Raw genomic sequence first — 20,468 nt, 5'->3', positions numbered from 1 at the left:
CATGACAATTTACTTAACTATTCATCCCTCAACTTAGGAAAGAATAGCAGGCTGGTCATTTTCAAAAATATCAAAATACAATCTCATTATATATCCCCCTATAAGTTATTAATGAATCAATTTTTCTCACTTAATTCAGTACGCCCGATCTATTCCACTCCGCTTTCAAGAATTGAGAATTTGCCTTGTTTACAATCAATTTCTGCTAACACACCGTATGGCAAAATAAACTTCGGCTCCGTATGACCAAAACTTAAATTATAGAGAATCGGCAAGTCTTCTAGATGGTATTCTTTCATTACCTTTAATATTTCATGTTTATATTCTTCATAATATTTCTCATCTTTAGGTTTACCGAAAATGATACCCCTTGTTTTTTGTAAAATCCCTTGTGCTGCATAATTTCTCAACCAATACTTAATATAATTTGGTTCTGGATGCTCTTCAGATGTTTCAAAGAAAAGAATACTATTCTCCCAATATTTCATCTTTGGCCACAGTGATGTGCCTTTTACAAACTCCAGCACTTCCATACATCCTCCAATTAAATGTCCCTGTCTAATGTCTGAACCTTGAAGTATCTCATAGCCATTATTCTGTTTCATACTACGTCGTTGATATTTGTTTGAAATTGTCCATTCTAAACGCTCACTCGTCCATTCATTGGCGGGTTGAATTTCACCAATAATCTCATTTGAAAATAGCGTTCTGTTTACCATTTCAATTGTATATGGGTTCATTTCAACGTTTTCAGCAAAATCAGTTAAAATTGCTGGACCGTAAAATGACGTAATACCCGCTTTATAACAAAAAAAGTGAGAAACAGTCACATCTGAATATCCTATAAAAACCTTTGAATTTTCTCGTATAACATCAAAATCGATATATGGCAGTAAGCGAATACTATCTTCTCCACCAATATTTGCAAAAATCCCTCTTATACTTTTATCTTTAAAAGCCATCATTAGGTCCATAGCACGAGCTTCTGGATTATGATAAGTATACTCTGATCCTTTTAAGCTATATGGCATCGGTACAACCACAAGACCAAAAACCTCTTCTAACCTCTTTACGCCCTGTTCATAACGCCATCTAAGGTCAGGGTCGCCTGCTCCTCCCCAAGAAGGACTTACTGTAGCAACACGATCTCCCGCTTGTAATTTTTTGGGCTTAATTAACACAGTAACTACCTCCCGCTATTCTTACTTTTGCAGACCCTTTTTGGTAAACATTCTTACAATTTCTACTGAAATAAATTAGCTTTTTATGAATACAAAACAACTATTCATAGGAAAAACATACACTCCGTGAATGCCTATACTTCACTAACAACTTACCTATTAATATAGTTCCTTCGATGATTTTATAAAATTAACGCATCTTTTAAATGATGGTTTTAGGGAGTTTCTTTTTTTTATCTACATGCCCTTTTTACTACAAAACGCTATTTTAAATAAGTTATATTTTTCATAACTGACCATTATTTTGTATTCTGTTTTTCTACAAGAAATTGTTGTGCCAAAAAATATGAAGTGACTGTAAACATCTGCGTGTTTATGTTATTTGATAATATTTGATTCCCAAAACTATCGAAATCTACTAATCGAACTTTTATCTCTTCGGTATCATCTAAATCTTGCTTATCCCCTTTAAATGCTTCCAATAATAGATAGATTCTCACTTTATTGTTTTGTGTTCCCGGATTAACCATAAATTCACCTAATAAAATGGGTTCTCTTAAAGAAGTGTAACCTGTTTCCTCCTTAACCTCTCTTATTAACCCTTGCTCGTGTGTTTCATTTCCCTCTCTTCTTCCAGCAGGAACTTCTACAAAAAAATTGTTACCACCATGACGATATTGTTCAACTAATACAAGCTCGTTTTCTTTTGTAATGACTATCGCATTCACCCAATCTGTGTATTCATTTACATAATAATCTTCTATTTCTATGCCATTTGGAAGCTCACAATGATCTCTTCTGATATTACCGAATGGACTTTTATGTATGTACTCTGATTTTAACGTTTTCCATTTCTCCATAATTTCCCTCCTAATTGATATCATTCTACCAAACTATTCATAATTTTAACAAAACCATTTGACAGTTATTGATGTATTAGATCTTTATGTGACTTCTTGTATTGCTTCGAAAACATCTGATTTATTTTTCAAAGCTGTTTTCGCATAGATTGTTGTTTATCATACAAATAAAAAAGTGTATAACTAGATTTGCTGCATCTTTTCTTCTATAAAACGATGAATACTTTGTAAAACGACATCATTACCTTTTAGTTTAAGAACTATAACAACAAAATTCACGCAAACATTTTTATGGTAAAAAGATCAACTCAAAAAATGCCTCATTATTTTTTTTACTGTCTTGCAAATATGTTAAATGCTCACTATTCCCCTCCATATATATCTAAATGCTAGGTTACTGTACTTACAAATAGTTTGACCTTTTCAACTTTTACTGCAACATACAAAAGAAATTCTTTTTAGATTAAAGAGAAAAAATGTGTTGTTACAGGCTTAAATTAGTCATGATCATTTACAGAGCCAATCAAATAAATAAGAAGCTAAGTTCACTTGAAGCCAACGGTATAACTAAAGAAATAAAAAAAGGATATAACAATTGTTATACCCGCTTCTTTATACGTGCTGTCTGTTATTTCCAAAAATCATCAAAAACACTAATAGGCGCATTGCGTTTATGTTTTGTTTTTAACCAATGGGATGTAATTTTTTTCGATGCGTCTTCCGATACTTTTTTTCCTTCTAAGAAATCATCAATTTCATCATATGTGACACCAAGAGCTATTTCATCTGGCAATTGAGGTTTCCCATCTTCTAAATCAGCAGTAGGTGCTTTTAAGTACAATCTTTCTGGACAACCTAAATTTTTCAAAAGCATTTTACCTTGTCTTTTATTTAAGCGGAAGATTGGAACTAAATCACATGCCCCATCGCCATGCTTAGTATAAAACCCTGTCACAGCTTCTGCACTATGGTCTGTACCTAAAACAACACCATTGTTAGTACCAGCAATACTATACTGAACTTTCATTCTCTCTCTTGCCTTTTCATTCCCTTTTAAGAAATCTGAGATTGCAACCCCCGCTTCTTTTAAAGACTCTACACTAGCATCTACCGATGGCTTGATATTAACTGTAAATACCTTTGTTGGTTGAATAAATTCAATTGCCATCTGACAATCATCCTCATCCTTCTGAACACCATAAGGAAGTCTAACAGCAATAAACGAATACTTGCTATCACCACATTCTTCATTTAACTCATTTACGGCAATTTGAGCTAATTTACCAGTCAAAGTAGAATCCTGACCACCTGATAACCCTAAAACTAAAGAATCAATAAAAGGATGTTTCTTTAGGTAGTTCTTGATAAAATCTACACTTGTTCGAATTTCTTCTTGTGGATTAATAATTGGTTGAACCATCATTTCTTTTATAATTTCATTTTGATATTTGTGCATCGAGAACTTCCTCCCTAATTTTTATTAACTATTTATTTAACATGTTTTTATTTATTCATTTTTCCTGCATCCCCATAAATAATCCGAAGGACAAACTTTCACGAATAAAGCATCCCTGTTGAAAGAACTCTTTTCATTATACCTGCTAAGTATACTATACTCGAACAGCTTTTTTCATAGCCTGAATTCGCCTGTTACCTCATTCTGAGGATTTTTATATTTCTCCCTAAATCCCCATGTCTTTTAGTTCTCTAGAAGTTATAGCCTTAAGGACAACTTTTATATAAGATTCACCCTAACGATTTTTGGGTTCCACCAACTTATTAGTTGTAAATTTCCTACTGGAAATGGATTCATTTGTTGCATAAGTCTTACCATTATCCACAATGGGATGATGACTATAAATAGTAAATTTTCCTAATAACGAAATTATTGTCACTGGGTAGCCTTCGCTATCCTATTCTTTTCATATATAGCTTATGTTTTTTAATATACTGATAACAATTTTCTGGCATCAGATACCTCGGCTCTCCCCCCATACTTAATTCATCACGAATATAGGTTGAACTGATTTCCATAGCTAGACCTTTATCAATTAAATGGAATGTGTTGCCGTCATCATTATTTCTTAATATACCTGACTTTCCAATAGTAGCTAACATATCAATACCATCACGAGCCATTATAATGAAATTAAATTCTGACACCAATTTATCACCGTTAGACCATTTTCCATCCCCTATATCAACCAATAAATCCGCTCCCATGATGAAGAATAATTCATCACCCGGATATTTGTTCTCAAAATGTTTCATCGTCGTATAGGTATCAATTTTCCATGCATCTTGATTCATTTCATAATCATCGAAAATAAATATAGGATTGTTTTCAATTGCCATTTTAACCATTTCTTTGCGATGCTCATCACTAATATTCATTCGCTTATCTTTTCGTTTATTAGAACAAGGTAAGAAAACTACATAATCTAATTTACAACGGTGTGCAACCGTACTTGCAGTCCATAAGTGTACATTGGTCACTGGGTCATACGAAGACCCATAAATTCCGATTCGAGCCATTGCGCACCCTCCTTAAATATAATAGCCAATCAATTCTTCTAACCTTTTTTCATTATGTTTTTTGTATGCAGTTCCAAGAGAGAAACCTGTATGTTTAGCAACCTTCACTTATGGGATCAATACATCACATATTTCTTGACTGGTTATTCTCTTCCATCTTCAAAACGTCTAACTTTAACTTATCATATGTATTTACTAAAAAACACACTATTTTGCGTGAATTTGACTCAAAAATTTTATACCTTTTTATTTAACAACAGAACGTATTTTCTTATATAATATAATAATAGGGGTGATTTTATTGAAAGGTCGTGAAAAGGTGAAAGGGGCTCCTTCCTATATGCAACCTGAAGAAATCAAGTTGCTCAAAGATGAGTGGGATGATTATAGCAAGTTACAAAATAAGGATGAAATACAAGATATAAAAAGTAAAATTCTAGAAGCTTTAGAATTTAAATCGGAAGTAACTATAACGTATACTAAAAATGGACTTTCTAGACCTTGTGTGGGGCACATCTATTTTGTAGATAAACTCAATAAACATATAATGGTGATAGATAATTTAGAAAATGTTCATAAATTAAAATTTGAGAGTATTATAAATGTACAAAAAAATTAACAGCCCCATATACTTTGCAGGGCTGTTTTTTAATGAAAGTGATGTCATGATGTGATGATTATATTTTGATGTATCTGTATACATGATCATCCGTGTTTTTTTAAACTTTCGCGCAGTGTTTCATTGTTTGAAATACCTTTTCTTTCGCTCATTCCACTACTTTAGTATGCCCATAGACATAACCAGATCGATAACTTATGTCATTATGTAGTAACCAATTGAAGAATTAAAAGAGATATACTCTAGAATATTAACGAGTAATGATAAATATATGTGCAATTTCACCAAAAAGAATCCTAGTGTTCAGCACCATTTCAACTAGTGCTTTCCCTTCAACTTTTCTGTCTTATATGTAATACCACTAAAAGCTAAATCACAAGTTTTAAGATCACTCGTTTTAGCGCTTAGTCACCTCAAATAAATAATAAGTCAGATTCATAGACTATTCCAAAGTAGAATAATCTACACTTGAGTTTTCTTCAATTTCAACTTTTGTACCGACTGAAACCGTCATCAAGATAAATACAAAGAACAGTACAACCGTTCCTACTATTAAACTCAGTATCATTTTTTTCATAATTATATCCCCCAAAACTATGTATTAACCACAGTTATTTTCTTTTTTAAGGCTCTTTTCGTACACTTTATTGCTTTTTTCACTTACATTTGAGTCACTGATATATAGGATAGAATATTTTAGTAGTTATTAGAGAAGTACTACAGTTATTAATCAACAATACAAAAGGCTACCAAGCTATGCGTGGCAGCCTCTATATTAACTACAAGTATCATCCTAATAGATTACTTACTACCACAAAAACTAATACAAAGGTAGGAATAAATACGGAGTGAAATAACAGCTGTCTTTTCTTTGTCATTTACATTCCCTACTTTCTATTAATATTTCATATATTTATAATTTTAAATCACTTTTAACATAAACACAATTTTATTAGAGTACAATAATCCACAATATCATTGTGATTAAAAAGAAAGGTGAATATATATGCTAATTGTTGCAAAACAATCCTTATTACTATGGGCAACTATTTCATCTGCAATAATATGCTTATTCCTTCTAGGTAATGTTAGTAAAGGTACGTTTAAAGGAATAAAAGATGTTTTATTATGTCTTTTTTATACCCTTTTAGTCTTCCCAATTATTTTTCTAGTGAAATTAATATTTAAAATGTTGTAAAACTGTTATTACACTTAATTAGTATTTTTGATAAAATTTGTAAAGTAACCAAACATATTATGTTTCTAACAAGATTTAATCTCAAAGGAGGCGAGGTACTTTGAAACCCTTAAACCCTATAGGCGTTATACTAGTTTTAAGTTTAACGTTGCTTTTAATATTTGATTTTTTCCCTAATCTTTCTTTTGCTACAGCTACTTTTAATAATATACTTCTATTGACCATTGTTATACTTGTATTAATCGCTAATCTATTTAAATCAAATAGCGACTACCAAAGAAACTATTTTACCGTTTTATTAGTCAACACCTACTTTTTATTTCTCATTGCCCTTTTAACTATGTTAGGTGGTGAGTCAAATGTTGGTATATCGTTAGATAGCATATTCATTTGGATATTTTTCTTATACTCTTTTTACAAATGGAGAAAAAGCAAACTTAATAATAACGTCTGATAGTTTTTAAATTTTATATAATAAACCCACCATAGCTAATAAGGTGTAAAGGGTGGTTTTTTAATACTTTACATTTACATACGTATATAAACTTATCCCCCCTTTGATGTGAATTTTGTAGTTGAACGATTAAAACGTTGAGCTAACACCACAATATGAGTTATAGAGTATTTAATCAAAGGGGCTTTGATTTCCCCAAACAACACAGTCCGTAATCACCCACCAACCGATTGTCATTTGTACCGGTTCTCAATTTGTGATACACGGAACTACCGATGCTGCAACATTTGAAAGTACTTGCTTGTCCATCTATGTCCCTATTTTTCAAAAAAGGTGTGCAATTTTTTAATACTCGTTATTGCAAGTGCTGTACAATCTCAAAGTGTACTAGTTCTAGATATTTCTTAATCTTTATCATTTATAAGTATAAGAGCATGTCATTGGCTATCCTGACATGCTCTTTTTCATCAATTCAATTAAGTTTTATTACCCCTATTGTAATATCAACTTACATAAGATTTATAAACCAGTCGTTAGTTACTATTAAAATTTCTGCATTTATTGTTAACGAAGATAAGAAGATAATGATAATACACTTCACTGATTATTATATTTAGTTAGTTGCAGGTCGTTTAAAATATTATCTTATAACAACAATTATTGAATTAATTTATTTACCCATCTATCAAACTCTTCTTCCGTTTCCTTTTCGCCATTTATATACATATCTATAGAGTTATCATTATAGAAAAAATATATTACATATTGCTGGTCCCCTTCAAAGAACATTACATTACAACCATTATTTCCAAAGGACCACTCTAGGTTTTCAAATGCACCATTTAACAAATCATATATACTCTCGTTATTTGGAGCTTTAAACTTTGCCATTTGCGTCTTCAAATTATCACCTAATTTATTGACCCATTTATCAAATTCTTCTCTCGATTTCACCATACCATCTACAGTCATATATATTGTTTCCTTCTTATAGTTAAAGAATATTATATATTGCTCATCATTCTGTTCCCCTAGAAAGAGCATCATATTATTATCGTCACTTTCAAAGGACCAAGTTTCATTTTCGAATGTATAATTTAATATATTATATACACTCTCTTCATTTTCAGTTTTAAATTTTTTCATTTGCTCCTTCATCTGTTTATCTAATTTTTGCATATCATTATCATTTATCTCATAATCTCTATATACTAGTTTATTTATCCATTCATCAAATTCTTCTCTCGTTTTCTGTTCCCCATCTACATACATATCTATAAATTCTTCTTTAATATCGAAGTATATTACATATTGATTATCAAGATCATTACCTTCGAACAGAATTACATTATAATCATCACTTACAAAAGTCCAACCTGAATCTTTAATTCTAGTAGTTAATAAATCATATAAACTAATCTTATTAAGAGCTTTAAACTTTGCCATCTGTTCCTTCATCTTTTTAATAAAACTTTCTTCACTTAATATGGGGTTCTCATTTGTATTGCTGTAATCTATTGAATCAGATATTGGATTCTCATTTTTGCTGTAATCTATTGAATCAGATACTTGAAATAATTGAACCTTTTTATCATTTACTGTAATATCATCTTCATGATGTACTAATTTCCCACCAAATAATGACATTGTAAAAATAATAGCAATTTTGATTTTTATCATGAAGTGTAGCCTCCAATTATTTTGTTATTCTTATGATGGCTATATTTTATTAAAATTTTTACAAAAATGGATTACAAAATGGTTACAACGTACTTATTTTGTAATATTATAATGAATTAATGGTACAATCAATGTCCATTTTTTTGAAAACAAAAAAACACTCTCTCTTTGTTTTTTCCTTTTCTTATGTCCACGTTACCAGTTAGTCAACCCACTTTTTCATAAATGCTCTTTTTTTCATAAACTTTGTTGCTATGATTTTATATGTTATTCTTCGTTGTACAGAAGAAAAGATGCCCTGAACGTTATTTAGTATCGTATTTAGCTCTAATTACGAAAAGCAACAATTAATGAGAAAACAGCCTTCGTAAAATAAAAAACGACTTCAGCTTTGTATTTTCTTGTTATCGATCACAAAGCTGAAGTTTCACCAACAGCTTCTTTGTACACCTAAGATAATTGAATGACCTGTAGTGAAGGGAACCCAAAAGTTACAGGATCTCCGCTTATCACTAAAGTAGAAACTACATTACCTGCAGACAAACTGCGTATGGTAGTTCTCGAGAGAGAATAGTGAAGAAAAAATTGGTTAGAATCTGTTATTCCTACCTGTGTATCAAACTGCATTGCCCCATTAATTGTTAAAAAAACGATAAAACCTAGAGACGCAGGACCACCATTGCTACTTTGGTCAAATGCATTCACAGTAAATGAAAGTTCATAGTCGCCACTATTTTGTATAGTGATGGAACCCATTGCAGGGTTAAGAGTTGTCATATTAGAAGGGCCTGGCATATTATATCCATTCATAGGTGGAATTATTGGGCTATTCGAAATTACAGTAAATGGATCTTGATCATCTCTTAAAACACCATAAGATAAGATACCTGAAGGTCCTGGAGGTCCTGAAGGTCCTGGAGGTCCTTGTTTCCCTGGTGGCCCCTGTGGTCCTTGAGGTGGTCGTGGTACAACTCTACATTTACAATCTTTATCTTTCATCAGTTATTTCACCTTCTATAATAGTTTTTACTTTATACGTATGGATATTTGCTATAGAAGGTTGGACTAAAATATATAATGTGACTAAAATGCGCAGAAGTCTATGTAAATTGTATATTATCCAGCAATTATGATATTCTAATCATAGACAAGCATTAACTGCATACAATAAGAAGAACCGCAAGTTCTCCAACACTTACGGTCATACAATAGCCGATTCTCTAGAGAGTCGGCTTTATAAGTTTCAGTAGACCACCTATCTCCTGCTAAAGAGTTAAGGGTGGTCTATTTGTCGTTTTTGTTAAAGGCTCTTTTCGTAAACTTTGTTGCTATCTTCACTAAAATTCGACAGTATGATGCGTTTTATGAGAGCTCAATAATCGTATAAGTAAAAAAGATGCCACGAACGCTAAGTGTATACGTGCCTATACCTTTGAACGAAAAGAAACAATCAATGCAAAAACAGCCTTGTTAAAAGACGGTATCGAAATGATTAGCCCGCAAAATGCAATTGCCAACATCAACGCTTCAAATACCGTCATACGCCGACTACCCTTAGAATCCGCTATTCCAATTATACTATGATATCCCCATATTGACGAAGTTAGCTGTGAAAGTACAACTAGAGTTTGTGGACCTTTTCTCCTTTAATCAGAACAAAAAAGACTGAATTTCTTCAGCCTTAGTAACCTCAATAATCATTGTGTTTCCTAAGGACATTTGTATAATGTAGACAGTTGTCAGTTGCACTTTTAAGTAGTCAGGCATTCCCTAATTAATAACATCTTTAAATACTTGAAGGGAAGGAAAATCTATGTGTGACTGTCAGTGCAAAGGGAAAGGAATCAATGAAATATTATGTAATTGTCAATTTGGAGAATTTACATTAAGTGATGGTATGGAAGGGACAGTACTAGTCCCTATAATATTAACAACAGATACAATTAAGTGATAGAAAAGGGTTGGGTTTGCAAAGATTGATACTATGGGTAGACTTACAAGCAACTGTACGTAGTTCAACGCATAACAGACCGGAATGCTATTACACTATGTAGTTACCCTCTGTCAGATGAAAGAGAAGGAAATTTCACCTTCCCTCCCAACGATAGTATGTGATACTCCACCTATAGGTTGTCATAAGTATCGATTATCTATTCTAGAAAATAAATGTGAACCTGCGTTATTAATTCTCACAAGTACGTGTCGATGCATCAATGTCCCTACATTTCAAAAAGGGTAAGTAAATGAGGCTGTTTACATTAATCATGTTATTTCTGTATTAAACCCCATATAAAAAGCCAGCCTCACAGCTGACTTCTTACACTTATGCATACAACTTTTCCTCTTCTTTTCTAAAAAAACTTTTCATCGCATGGAATACATCAGCTTTTTGCTTTAAAATATAGTACCTGAACTTTTCATCTTTTATATTTTTATAAGCTGACATTAATGTGGAGTGACGGTTATACTGATTCACCTCACCATACCCGAAAATGTTTGATATCTCCATAAGCTCTTTCACGTGCTTAACACATCTGGCGTTATCGGAAGTAAGATTATCTCCATCTGAAAAATGAAATGGATAAATGTTGTATAGAGCCGGGTTATATTTATTATCAATTACTTCAAGTGCTTTACGATAAACCGAAGAACAAATTGTTCCTCCACTTTCTCCTTTCGAAAAGAAATCCTCTTCAGAAACTACTTTTGCTTCTGTATGGTGGGCAATGAATACTAATTCAACTGTTTCATATTTAGTCCTCAAGAAACGAGTCATCCAGAAGAAAAAGCTACGAGCCATATACTTTTCCCAAATTCCCATACTTCCGCTCGTATCCATCATCGCAATGACAACCGCTTTTGATTCATGTTTTATAACTTCATTCCATGTTTTATATTTTATATCTTCTCGATATATAGGATGAAAACTTGGATTACCTTGCATTGCATTTCTTTTATAGGCAGAAAGCATCGTTCTTCTTTTATCAATATTTCCAGTTAGACCCGTCCGTCTTATGTCATTAAATTCTATTTTATCAATAACAATTTCATCTTGATCTTTTTGCTTTAAGTTAGGAAGCTCTAACTCTTTAAATAACGCTTGCTCTAATTCCATTAAAGAAACTTCTGCTTCGTAATAATCCTCTCCCGGCTGATCACCAGCCCCCTGTCCTTTACCTGCACCTTTTTTGGAAGGTGTACCATCACGTGCAATTACATCACCAATTTTACTCTCTCCATCTCCTTGACCAGTATGTTTATTCTTATCATAATTGTATCGAATTTTATATTCATCTAATGAACGAATTGGGATTTTTATTACTTCCCGTCCATTTGACATGACAATACTTTCTTCTGTTATTAAATCTGGCAAATTGTTCCGAATTGCTTCTTGTACTTTTTCTTGATGCCTTTGCTGGTCATCATGTCCTTTACGATGGAGGGACCAATCTTCACGTGAAACCACAAACGATCGCACATTTTTTGCTGACATTGTTAATCCCCCTATTTAATTTTTTAACAATCTGAAAAATCCATTCACAAAATTGGCATTGCCTGCATAACGTATCATAGTGCTTTTTTTCTTATTATAAAGGTTGGTTACTCTATCATATGCAGTAAGGATGAATTATTGACAAATATTTCAGCTAAATAGGTACATATCTATTAAAATTAGACAAGTCCTGCAAATCGTGTTTGAAGGAAATAAGAGCATAACGTTAATTTAGCTTGCATGCTTATAATTACTGAATGTAAAAGGAGAAGAAAAAATGTTTAAACTTGTATAATTTAGCAGGATTAATGAGTTTATCCAAAGAATATATGAATCATTAGAAACTGATTGAATATTCAGTTATTAATTAACATCCAGTTTCTTTTTATATATATACATTTATATTTAGGGGGGATTAAATGAATGCATTTAAATTACTGGTAACTGACCTTGGAAAGTTAACTAGTAAAAAGGGGATGTTATTATCTGTCATCCTTGTACTTCTCGTTCCTATTGTTTATGTAGCCATCCTACTTTCATCTACTTGGGGACCATATGATTATATGTCAAATTTACCTGTTGCTGTCGTCAATAAGGACAAAGGTGCCATGTCAGGTGATGAGCTTATTAATATTGGTGAAGAATTAGTCGCTGATATGAAGCAAAGCATGACATTGGGCTTTCACTTTGTAAATGAAGAATCAGCCCAACAAGGTCTAACAAATCAAGATTATTACATGGTTATCGAAATTCCTGAAGATTTCTCTCAAAAAATTACAACAGTACTAACTGAGAGCCCTAAGGTACCTGAACTCCGTTATTACCAAAATGAAGGCTTGAACTTTACAGCTGCACAAGTAACAAGTGGAGCTACAGAAAAAATCCGGGAGCAACTCGGAAATAAAATAACCGAGATTTATACACAAAGTCTTTTTGCGCAGCTTGGTGAAATTTCAAGTGGTTTTGAATCGGCTGCAGAAGGCTCAGATCAATTATACTCTGGTTCAATAGAATTACGTGAAGGAACAGGGTCAATACTATCTGCTCTACAACAAAAGGCTCCAGAAATTAATGCACTAGCTGCTGGTTCACAAGAACTTGAAGCAGGTACACAAGAATTGTTAACATCATTAATTTCAAAACAAGGAAGTATTGAGGAATTAGCTAGTGGATCAAAGGACCTTGAAGCCGCAATTGGATTATTACTAACTACAATTCAACAAGGCTCCGAACAGATCGATGTATTAGCTGAGGGTGGAGAAAAGTTAGCAAATGGTAGTCAAGAACTTGCAAAATATACTCCTCAAATCCTCCAAGGATTAAATGATGCATATAATGGAAGTGTGAGTTTAAATAGTGGTATGGAACTACTTGCACCAGGAAGTCAAGAAGTTGCTAATGGTATTAATGGTATTATTACAGGAACTAATGATTTAGCAGAAAATATGCAAACTCTACTAACTCTCCTAGAAGCTTACAATGCCACTCATAATCTTAATTCTGATGAAAACTTCACCACTATACTAGCACTAAGTAACGGAATATCAGCAGGCGTTAATCAATTGATGAATGACACCCAATCTAAGCTGAAGCCTGGAGCTGATCTAGTTGCTCAAGGACTAGACGAAGCTGCACCAAGTGTAAAACAATTAGAGGCAGGGCTTGGTGAATTAATCATTGGTCAAGAAGCTGTAAATAATGGTGTTTTAGAATTAGATACAGGAGCTAAACAAATTGCTGATGGAACAGCTATTGTAAGTTCATCTTGGAACTCAATAATAAATAACTTATCTTCTATCCATAGTGGGGCTTCAATGGTTAGGATAGGCAATAATGATGTAAATACTGGATGGAAAACACTAACAGAAGGTACAACTATCATAAATAGTAATATGCAACTACTTAATGAAGGTAATCAAAGCGTACAATCAGGTTGGGGAGATTTAACAAATGGTGTATTACAATTAGATGCGGGTGCTGGCCAAATTGAAGAGGGCAGCATGGAGCTAGCGTTAGGGCTTGAAGAAGGTGCTCAACAAACGACTAGCATCAATACTTCGGATAAAAATATTGCAATGTTTTCATCACCTGTCCAACTTGTTGAAGAGAAAGTAAGCGGTTTCGAATACTATCGTGATTCGACTGCTCCATATATCATATCTCTTGCGCTTTTTGTAGGCATCTTAATGATGTCTTTCATCATTGACTTTAAAAAGCCTTCTGAGCCAGAATTACCAACATCAGCCATAAGCTTGTTTGCTAGTAAATTTATGACGTTGACATTATTTTCAGTAGTCCAGGGATTATTAGTTTCCGTCGTTACGATACTATTCTTACAGCTTAATGTAGCAAACGTTGTCTCATTCATACTATTTACTATCTCCGTTAGTTTAACATTCATGACGATTATCTTCTTCCTTGTATCTCTTGCTGGAAATGTTGGACGTTTCTTAGCCTTTGTATTTATCGTTCTTCAGTTATCGATAACTGGCGCTAACCTACCTATTGATATGTTACCAGAGAATTTACGAAACTTGAGTGAATTCCTCCCATTAACATATACAAATGCTGGATTCAAGGCAATTATTTCACTTAATGATACTGGCTTCATGTGGTCAAATACTTCAGTTTTACTCATTTACTTTGTGATTTTCTCAATGCTTGCATTAAGTACATTTTTATTTGGTACAAAAAAGCTTGCGCATGATCAAAGTTTGTCTGCGTAAATAAAAAGGTGAAATGATAAAATGATGTAATAACTTTAAGATTTGGGTCTAGACACTCAAATCTTAAAGTTTTTTTATTTGGACAGTAATTTGATAAAATGAGAGATTAATTAACCCATGGTGGCAACATATGTATTATCCATCATTTTAACAACATGAAAAGATGCCACGAACGCTAGTTGTATTACGTGCTTATATTTCAGTATGACGAAAACAGCATTGATAAAACAGAAAAAAATTGAAGTGAATTTCTGTTCACAAAATTAATTTTTTATTTCATAATAATATTTTTAATAATAATTTTGTTATTTATAAAATTATTTGTCAAATTTTCAAAGATAATCAAAATAACTAGAAACTTATACTTACTAATTTTTGAACATTTTATGACATTTTATTTAATTCCAAGACTAAATACCTATTAGTTATGTATAATTTTCCATTGGTGTGTAGATACAAGAAAGAAGGGGTAAAGATAAGACAGTTAGTTGAAGAAATAGAATTTATCGAGGGTGTCGTACGTGCTATTTTAGTTTGTGACACAACTCAAGATCATTGGCTTTTAGAACACAAAAAAGAATTTCATTATGTAGCTACTTCTAACCATTCAATAATAAAGGAACTCGTTAATAAAAGTGACTATGTTCCTGTTTGCATCATAGATTCTAAAATAATTGCAGACCTAAACTCCTATGGAAAAAGTTCTAAGTTAACAATAGACTGGTGCTTAGAAAGGGTCAAGTTTCTGCTTCAAACAGGTAAGAAATTATCAAAGCAAGTGTACAATTATTAACTTCAAAAGGTTTGATAATTATTTCGTACGTATAGAGTAGATCATTCCATGTTTAAAATAGAGAGTGGTAGGGTAAACCCCCTCTCACCTTTTTATGATTATCCAGTAGCAAAATCCACCGCAAAACATCCAGCAATGAATCTATTACAATTACTTCAATTATTAAGCAGACTACCAACTCGTTCATATAACCTTAAATACAATCAATTTCATCTGATTTATTGATTAGGGCGCTAACCCACTACATCTAGCTTTAAACAAGCAGCCAGGCCGCTAGGTTAAGATGTTATTACAATACTGCTATGTCATTTTCATTGATGTATTTGTATCATTCATAATTAACGGTTATCTAACCATCCTTAAGGTCTAACCATATCATTTCTACTATGGAGATAATCGTTAACTACGTTTTTCATTAATTTTGTTTGAAAGGAATTTCTAGCGGACTCTTGTTAGTAAACTTGCTTTCACCTTGACTTTGTTATAAAGAAGTTCAATATATTACATCCAGTAAATTTATGATAGTCAGTGGTGATATTGATCCATTCAAAATCATAAGTAAACAAGTAGTAATTCAGTTATGATATTAATATTTATGACCAGGTTAGATAAAATGTTTCTGGAGTAGTACTAGGAAAATATACTTTATAAGGAAATGATTGTGTTTTCATCCACCAATTTTACATGTACATATTAACTTATTATTTACTATAATTTAGATAAGAAGATGGGTTGGTAAGCCACCTTCCTAAAAACATGTCAAAATTTATGTCAAGAACATTTCTGATTTCATACACCCTAAGTACAGTTTGTCATCTCACTGACGAAACTGCACTTAGGCTTACATACCTTCAAGTTCCCCTTACTATGCGATATTCATATTTTTTTCTCTTCATATCATTTTTTCCTCTTTGTGAATACTATTGTCTACCTAAACTCATGGATTTTTTATTCAAAATAAAACGTAAAATTCAATTGAATTTTACGTTTTATTTTGGTCAATTATCTATTTAACAAGCTGCCAACATATCGCAGTAATTCATTTGCTGATGTAGAATTATAGCCATGTTCATCAACTAACCTTGCAACAACTTCGTTAATCTTCTTCAGTTGTAGTTCATCTGGTGTTTTCGTTGATGTTGTTATTTTAACTACATCTTTTAAGTCTGCAAATAATTTCTTCTGTATAGCTTCACGTAAACGTTCATGAGATTTATACTCAAATCTTTTCCCCTTACGAGCATAGGCAGAAATTCGAATGAGAATTTCTTCTCTAAACGCTTTTTTTGCATTTTCTGAAATACCAATTTGCTCTTCAATTGAACGCATTAGCTTTTCATCTGGATTCATTTCTTCACCCGTTAATGGGTCTCGAAGTTTATTTTTATTACAATATGCTTCAACATTATCTAAATAATTATCCATCAGCGTCTTAGCTGATTCCTCATATGAGTAAACAAAGGCTTTTTGTACTTCTTTTTTGGCTATTTCGTCATATTCTTTCCGAGCAATAGAGATATAATTTAAAAACTTCTCACGTTCTTCGCTTGATATCGATGGATGCTGATCTAAACCTTCTTTTAAGGACCTAAGAACATCCAATGCATTAATAGCTGGCACTTCTTTTCTAATAATTGTTGATGATATTCGATTGATTACATACCTCGGATCAATCCCACTCATTCCTTCATCTGGATACTCTTTCTTCAATTCTTCCACGTCAATAGGGTTAAAGCCTTCCACTGATTCTCCATCATACAACCGCATTTTTTTAACTAAATCAATATCATTTTTTTTCGGGTCCTTAAGCCTTGTTAAGATTGTAAACATGGCAGCTACACGTAAAGTATGTGGTGCAATATGAACGTTAGCAACATCACTTTCTCTAATCATTTTTGTATAAATATGTTCTTCCTCAGAAACCTTTAAATTGTATGGTACAGGCATAACAATAATACGAGAATGTAAGGCTTCATTTTTCTTATTAGAAATAAATGACCTATATTCAGTTTCGTTTGTATGTGCAACAATTAATTCATCTGCACTTATTAGTGCAAAGCGACCAGCCTTGAAGTTTCCTTCTTGTGTAAGAGATAATAAATGCCATAAAAATTTCTCATCACACTTCAGCATCTCTTGAAACTCCATCATTCCTCTGTTTGCTTTATTTAACTCTCCATCAAACCTATATGCGCGAGGATCTGATTCTGAGCCAAATTCAGCTATTGTTGAAAAATCAATACTTCCAGTTAAATCAGCTATATCTTGTGATTTAGGATCAGAAGGACTAAATGTTCCAATACCAGTACGCTTATCTTCAGAAAAGAATATTCGTTCCACTAATACATTTTCAATTTGCCCACCGTATTCTTCTTCCAATCTCATCATATTAAGGGGGGATAAGTTCCCTTCGACTCTAATTCCATATTCATCAAAAAAATCTTCTCTAAGATGCTGCGGAATCAGGTGTAACGGGTCTTCATGCATCGGGCACCCTTTAATTGCATATATTGCCCCTCGGTCAGTATGAGAATATGCTTCAAGCCCTCTTTTCAAAATGGTTACTAGTGTTGATTTGCCTCCACTTACAGGACCCATTAATAATAATATACGTTTACGGACATCTAGACGTTTTGCTGAAGGATGAAAATACTCTTCTACTAGTCTCTCCAATGCTTCTTCTAAACCGAATAGTTTATGACTAAAAAATCTATAATGTTTACTTCCATTTACATCTTCTATTCCTGCATCTTTAATCATATTGTACACTCTAGAGTGAGCAGATTGTGCTACATATGGTTTTTCTTTTAAAATATCTAAATAATCCGCGAAGGTACCTTCCCATTTTAGCCGCTGTTCTTCCTCTCTGTACGTTTCAATTTTCTTTAAAATATCCATAAAGGACCTCCTCAAAATTTCATGTACCATGATTAATATACTGTATGCGAGGATAACCTATAGCATGATTAATTAACGATAATTAGGCTAATATATCAGTAAGAAGTCCTCTATAAAGCATTTTATAAATTGGACTGATTAATCATACTTTTCATTCACACTTCTTGTCTGATAAGTTATAATAAAAATATCGTAAGTTTATAGGCACATTTATAGTACTGAAGGAGGATATACCAATGCGTTTAGTTCTAATTTTACTTGTCATGGTTGCTTTTTTATCAGCAATATTTACATCGGGGTACGACGATAAACCAGGTGCTAAAAATTAATTTTTTTGAAAGAACATTTTATAATACTTTTCAAATTAATTAAAAGGCTCTTTTCGTAAACTTAGTTACTGCTTTCAATTAACTGGAACAGCTAGGTATTTTAGAAAAGATACGATCGAATGTTATATGTTTACGCACTAAAGTCTTTGTTCGTAATAGCAGCCAATTAAAAAATGACCTCCACAACATAGCTGTGAAGGTCATTTTTTATTTGTTACGACAATCCTGGATATTTTTGCTGACGTAATGCTTCATACACAAGAATTGCTGCTGTATTTGATAAGTTTAAAGAACGCACATTATCATTCATCGGTAAACGTAAACAATAGTCCATGTTGTTTTTAATTAAGTCATCTGGTAAACCATTCGTTTCACGACCAAATACGAAAAAATGATCAGTATCTTGACCACTATAGTCAAAGTCTGTATGTGCCTTTTTACCGAATTTTGTAATAAAATAAAAGTGTCCATTCTCATGCTTATCAAAAATTTCTTGTAATGAGTCGTAATAATGAATATTTACAAATTGCCAATAGTCTAGTCCTGCCCGACGAAGCATCTTATCATCAGTTGAAAACCCTAATGGGCGGATTAAATGTAATGTCGTATCAGTTGCAGCACATGTGCGAGCAATATTTCCTGTATTAGCTGGTATTTCTGGTTGATATAGTACAACATGTATTCCCAAAATTATCTCACCTCAAACATAAAATTCTATATTATTATATCAAATTTTTGTATAATCAGCTGTCGTCAACAATATGAAAAAATTTATATTTAATGTTAGGGGTATAAGCAGTAGAATCCTCATATGACCAGTATCTCATTCTACTATTCTCCGTATGTGCATTGACCAAAGGATAACTTTCTTTGTCTTTTGCAACTACTATCGTCGTATGATCGAATTTTCCATCACCCTCAAAATCGTAGCATATAATATCTCCTTGTGATAAAGCCTTTGCAGATTCAACCTCAACTGCACGTAAATCTGCATTTGAACCGGATAAATACCACCTTAATGAATGTGCTACAGACCAACTATAGCTCCAACTATTCCCCGCCATCCACCACCCATTTGAACGATTAGGATATCCAACCAAAGGAGCACCACCTGCATGCAAACATTGTGATACAAAATTTGTACAATCTACTTCAAATTTTTTATACTTTACATTATAACTGTTCCACCAAGTCTCAGCATATCGAACAGCTTCTAGCCGATCATATTGAAATGATTTTCTCGGTGCTTCAGATTGATTCCTATCCAAAGGTACATGTTCTTGCATACTTACAAAATTATTGTCTTCACAATCATTAATAAGATCATTTAACAGAAAGGAAGCAATTCTATGTTCACAAATCTCTTCAATGTAAAAAAAATCTCCCTGTTTCATTAAACTTCTATAATGTAAGACATAATTAATACTCGTACTGCCAGCAATTTGTTTCTTCCCAAGTACTTTTCCTTTGACATTACATTTTAACACTTCTACTGATCGCTTATTACAAAGAGCTTGTTTTCTCATGAGAGCTTGTTGTTCTTTTTCACTAAGAACATTGAATTTCGTGCTACTTTTATTTACATAGCAATCAATCCTATCTTTCACTAAAAAATGAATGCTCTGTTTCAAATAATCACCACCTATAAGCCTTCATTACTACCATATGTGGTGAAGTATAAATTATTAGCCCGATAACAAAA

At 32.6% G+C, this 20,468-nt stretch carries 17 protein-coding genes; 5 read left to right on the top strand and 12 right to left on the bottom strand.

The window, feature by feature from the left end; translation table 11 throughout:
• Window positions 1-149: 149 nt before the first annotated feature.
• The 4 genes from JM172_RS21075 to nadD form a co-directional block, all read right to left on the bottom strand.
• Window positions 150-1,181, bottom strand: a complete 1,032-nt coding sequence (locus JM172_RS21075; RefSeq protein WP_214484334.1) for a S66 family peptidase — start codon at window positions 1,179-1,181, stop codon at window positions 150-152.
• Window positions 1,182-1,480: 299 nt separating this feature from the next.
• On the bottom strand, window positions 1,481-2,041 hold the full coding sequence (locus tag JM172_RS21070) for an NUDIX hydrolase (RefSeq protein WP_214484333.1): 561 nt from the start codon (window positions 2,039-2,041) through the stop codon (window positions 1,481-1,483).
• 628 nt (window positions 2,042-2,669) lie between these two features.
• Window positions 2,670-3,497, bottom strand: a complete 828-nt coding sequence (gene nadE, locus JM172_RS21065) for an ammonia-dependent NAD(+) synthetase (RefSeq protein WP_214484332.1) — start codon at window positions 3,495-3,497, stop codon at window positions 2,670-2,672.
• A gap of 452 nt (window positions 3,498-3,949) precedes the next feature.
• Window positions 3,950-4,576: a nicotinate (nicotinamide) nucleotide adenylyltransferase gene (gene nadD / locus JM172_RS21060; RefSeq protein WP_214484331.1), complete on the bottom strand. Its 627-nt coding sequence runs from the start codon at window positions 4,574-4,576 to the stop codon at window positions 3,950-3,952.
• A 301-nt stretch (window positions 4,577-4,877) separates the two neighbouring features.
• Between nadD and JM172_RS21055 the strand changes: the two genes are divergently transcribed.
• Complete coding sequence (locus JM172_RS21055) at window positions 4,878-5,195, top strand: YolD-like family protein (RefSeq protein ID WP_214484330.1); 318 nt, start codon at window positions 4,878-4,880, stop codon at window positions 5,193-5,195.
• 442 nt (window positions 5,196-5,637) lie between these two features.
• Here JM172_RS21055 and JM172_RS25265 read toward each other — a convergent pair whose 3' ends face one another.
• The 4 genes from JM172_RS25265 to JM172_RS24905 form a co-directional block, all read right to left on the bottom strand.
• Complete coding sequence (locus JM172_RS25265; RefSeq protein WP_284730493.1) at window positions 5,638-5,772, bottom strand: hypothetical protein; 135 nt, start codon at window positions 5,770-5,772, stop codon at window positions 5,638-5,640.
• 1,732 nt (window positions 5,773-7,504) lie between these two features.
• Window positions 7,505-8,527 (bottom strand): hypothetical protein, encoded by a 1,023-nt coding sequence (locus tag JM172_RS21050; protein WP_214484329.1) that lies wholly within the window; start codon window positions 8,525-8,527, stop codon window positions 7,505-7,507.
• A gap of 450 nt (window positions 8,528-8,977) precedes the next feature.
• Entirely contained in the window at window positions 8,978-9,526 is a 549-nt protein-coding gene (locus JM172_RS21045; RefSeq protein ID WP_214484328.1) for a hypothetical protein, read from the bottom strand.
• Window positions 9,527-9,951: 425 nt separating this feature from the next.
• Window positions 9,952-10,068 carry a putative holin-like toxin gene (locus JM172_RS24905; protein WP_250886814.1) on the bottom strand — a complete coding sequence of 39 codons (117 nt, stop codon included), beginning with the start codon at window positions 10,066-10,068 and terminating at the stop codon, window positions 9,952-9,954.
• A gap of 272 nt (window positions 10,069-10,340) precedes the next feature.
• On the opposite strand from JM172_RS24905, the gene JM172_RS21040 reads away from it, so the two are divergent.
• Entirely contained in the window at window positions 10,341-10,478 is a 138-nt protein-coding gene (locus tag JM172_RS21040) for a hypothetical protein (protein WP_214484327.1), read from the top strand.
• Window positions 10,479-10,850: 372 nt separating this feature from the next.
• Here the strand turns inward: JM172_RS21040 and yhbH are convergent, their stop codons facing one another.
• Complete coding sequence (yhbH, locus tag JM172_RS21035; RefSeq protein WP_214484326.1) at window positions 10,851-12,020, bottom strand: sporulation protein YhbH; 1,170 nt, start codon at window positions 12,018-12,020, stop codon at window positions 10,851-10,853.
• 419 nt (window positions 12,021-12,439) lie between these two features.
• Between yhbH and JM172_RS21030 the strand changes: the two genes are divergently transcribed.
• The 3 genes from JM172_RS21030 to JM172_RS21020 all read left to right on the top strand — a co-directional run bounded on the left by JM172_RS21030 (window position 12,440) and on the right by JM172_RS21020 (window position 15,764).
• Window positions 12,440-14,746 (top strand): YhgE/Pip domain-containing protein, encoded by a 2,307-nt coding sequence (locus tag JM172_RS21030; RefSeq protein ID WP_214484325.1) that lies wholly within the window; start codon window positions 12,440-12,442, stop codon window positions 14,744-14,746.
• A 445-nt stretch (window positions 14,747-15,191) separates the two neighbouring features.
• A complete protein-coding gene (locus JM172_RS21025; protein ID WP_214484324.1) occupies window positions 15,192-15,539 on the top strand; it encodes a hypothetical protein in 348 nt (115 codons plus the stop codon).
• Between the two features lie 48 nt (window positions 15,540-15,587).
• The gene (locus JM172_RS21020) at window positions 15,588-15,764 is read left to right on the top strand and encodes a hypothetical protein (protein ID WP_214484323.1); all 177 of its coding nucleotides are present in this window, start codon (window positions 15,588-15,590) and stop codon (window positions 15,762-15,764) included.
• Between the two features lie 777 nt (window positions 15,765-16,541).
• Here the strand turns inward: JM172_RS21020 and JM172_RS21015 are convergent.
• From JM172_RS21015 to JM172_RS21005, 3 genes are all read right to left on the bottom strand, one after another.
• Window positions 16,542-18,437 carry a PrkA family serine protein kinase gene (locus JM172_RS21015; protein ID WP_214484322.1) on the bottom strand — a complete coding sequence of 632 codons (1,896 nt, stop codon included), beginning with the start codon at window positions 18,435-18,437 and terminating at the stop codon, window positions 16,542-16,544.
• 543 nt (window positions 18,438-18,980) lie between these two features.
• Entirely contained in the window at window positions 18,981-19,460 is a 480-nt protein-coding gene (trmL, locus tag JM172_RS21010; RefSeq protein WP_352223955.1) for a tRNA (uridine(34)/cytosine(34)/5-carboxymethylaminomethyluridine(34)-2'-O)-methyltransferase TrmL, read from the bottom strand.
• 49 nt (window positions 19,461-19,509) lie between these two features.
• A complete protein-coding gene (locus JM172_RS21005) occupies window positions 19,510-20,373 on the bottom strand; it encodes an amidase domain-containing protein (protein WP_352223948.1) in 864 nt (287 codons plus the stop codon).
• Window positions 20,374-20,468 lie beyond the last annotated feature (95 nt).

Source organism: Bacillus sp. SM2101 (assembly GCF_018588585.1).
GTDB lineage: Bacteria > Bacillota > Bacilli > Bacillales > SM2101 > Nanhaiella > Nanhaiella sioensis.
The sequence above is the reverse complement of the archived record's forward strand: the minus strand, read 5'-3'. Positions and strand labels throughout refer to the sequence as shown.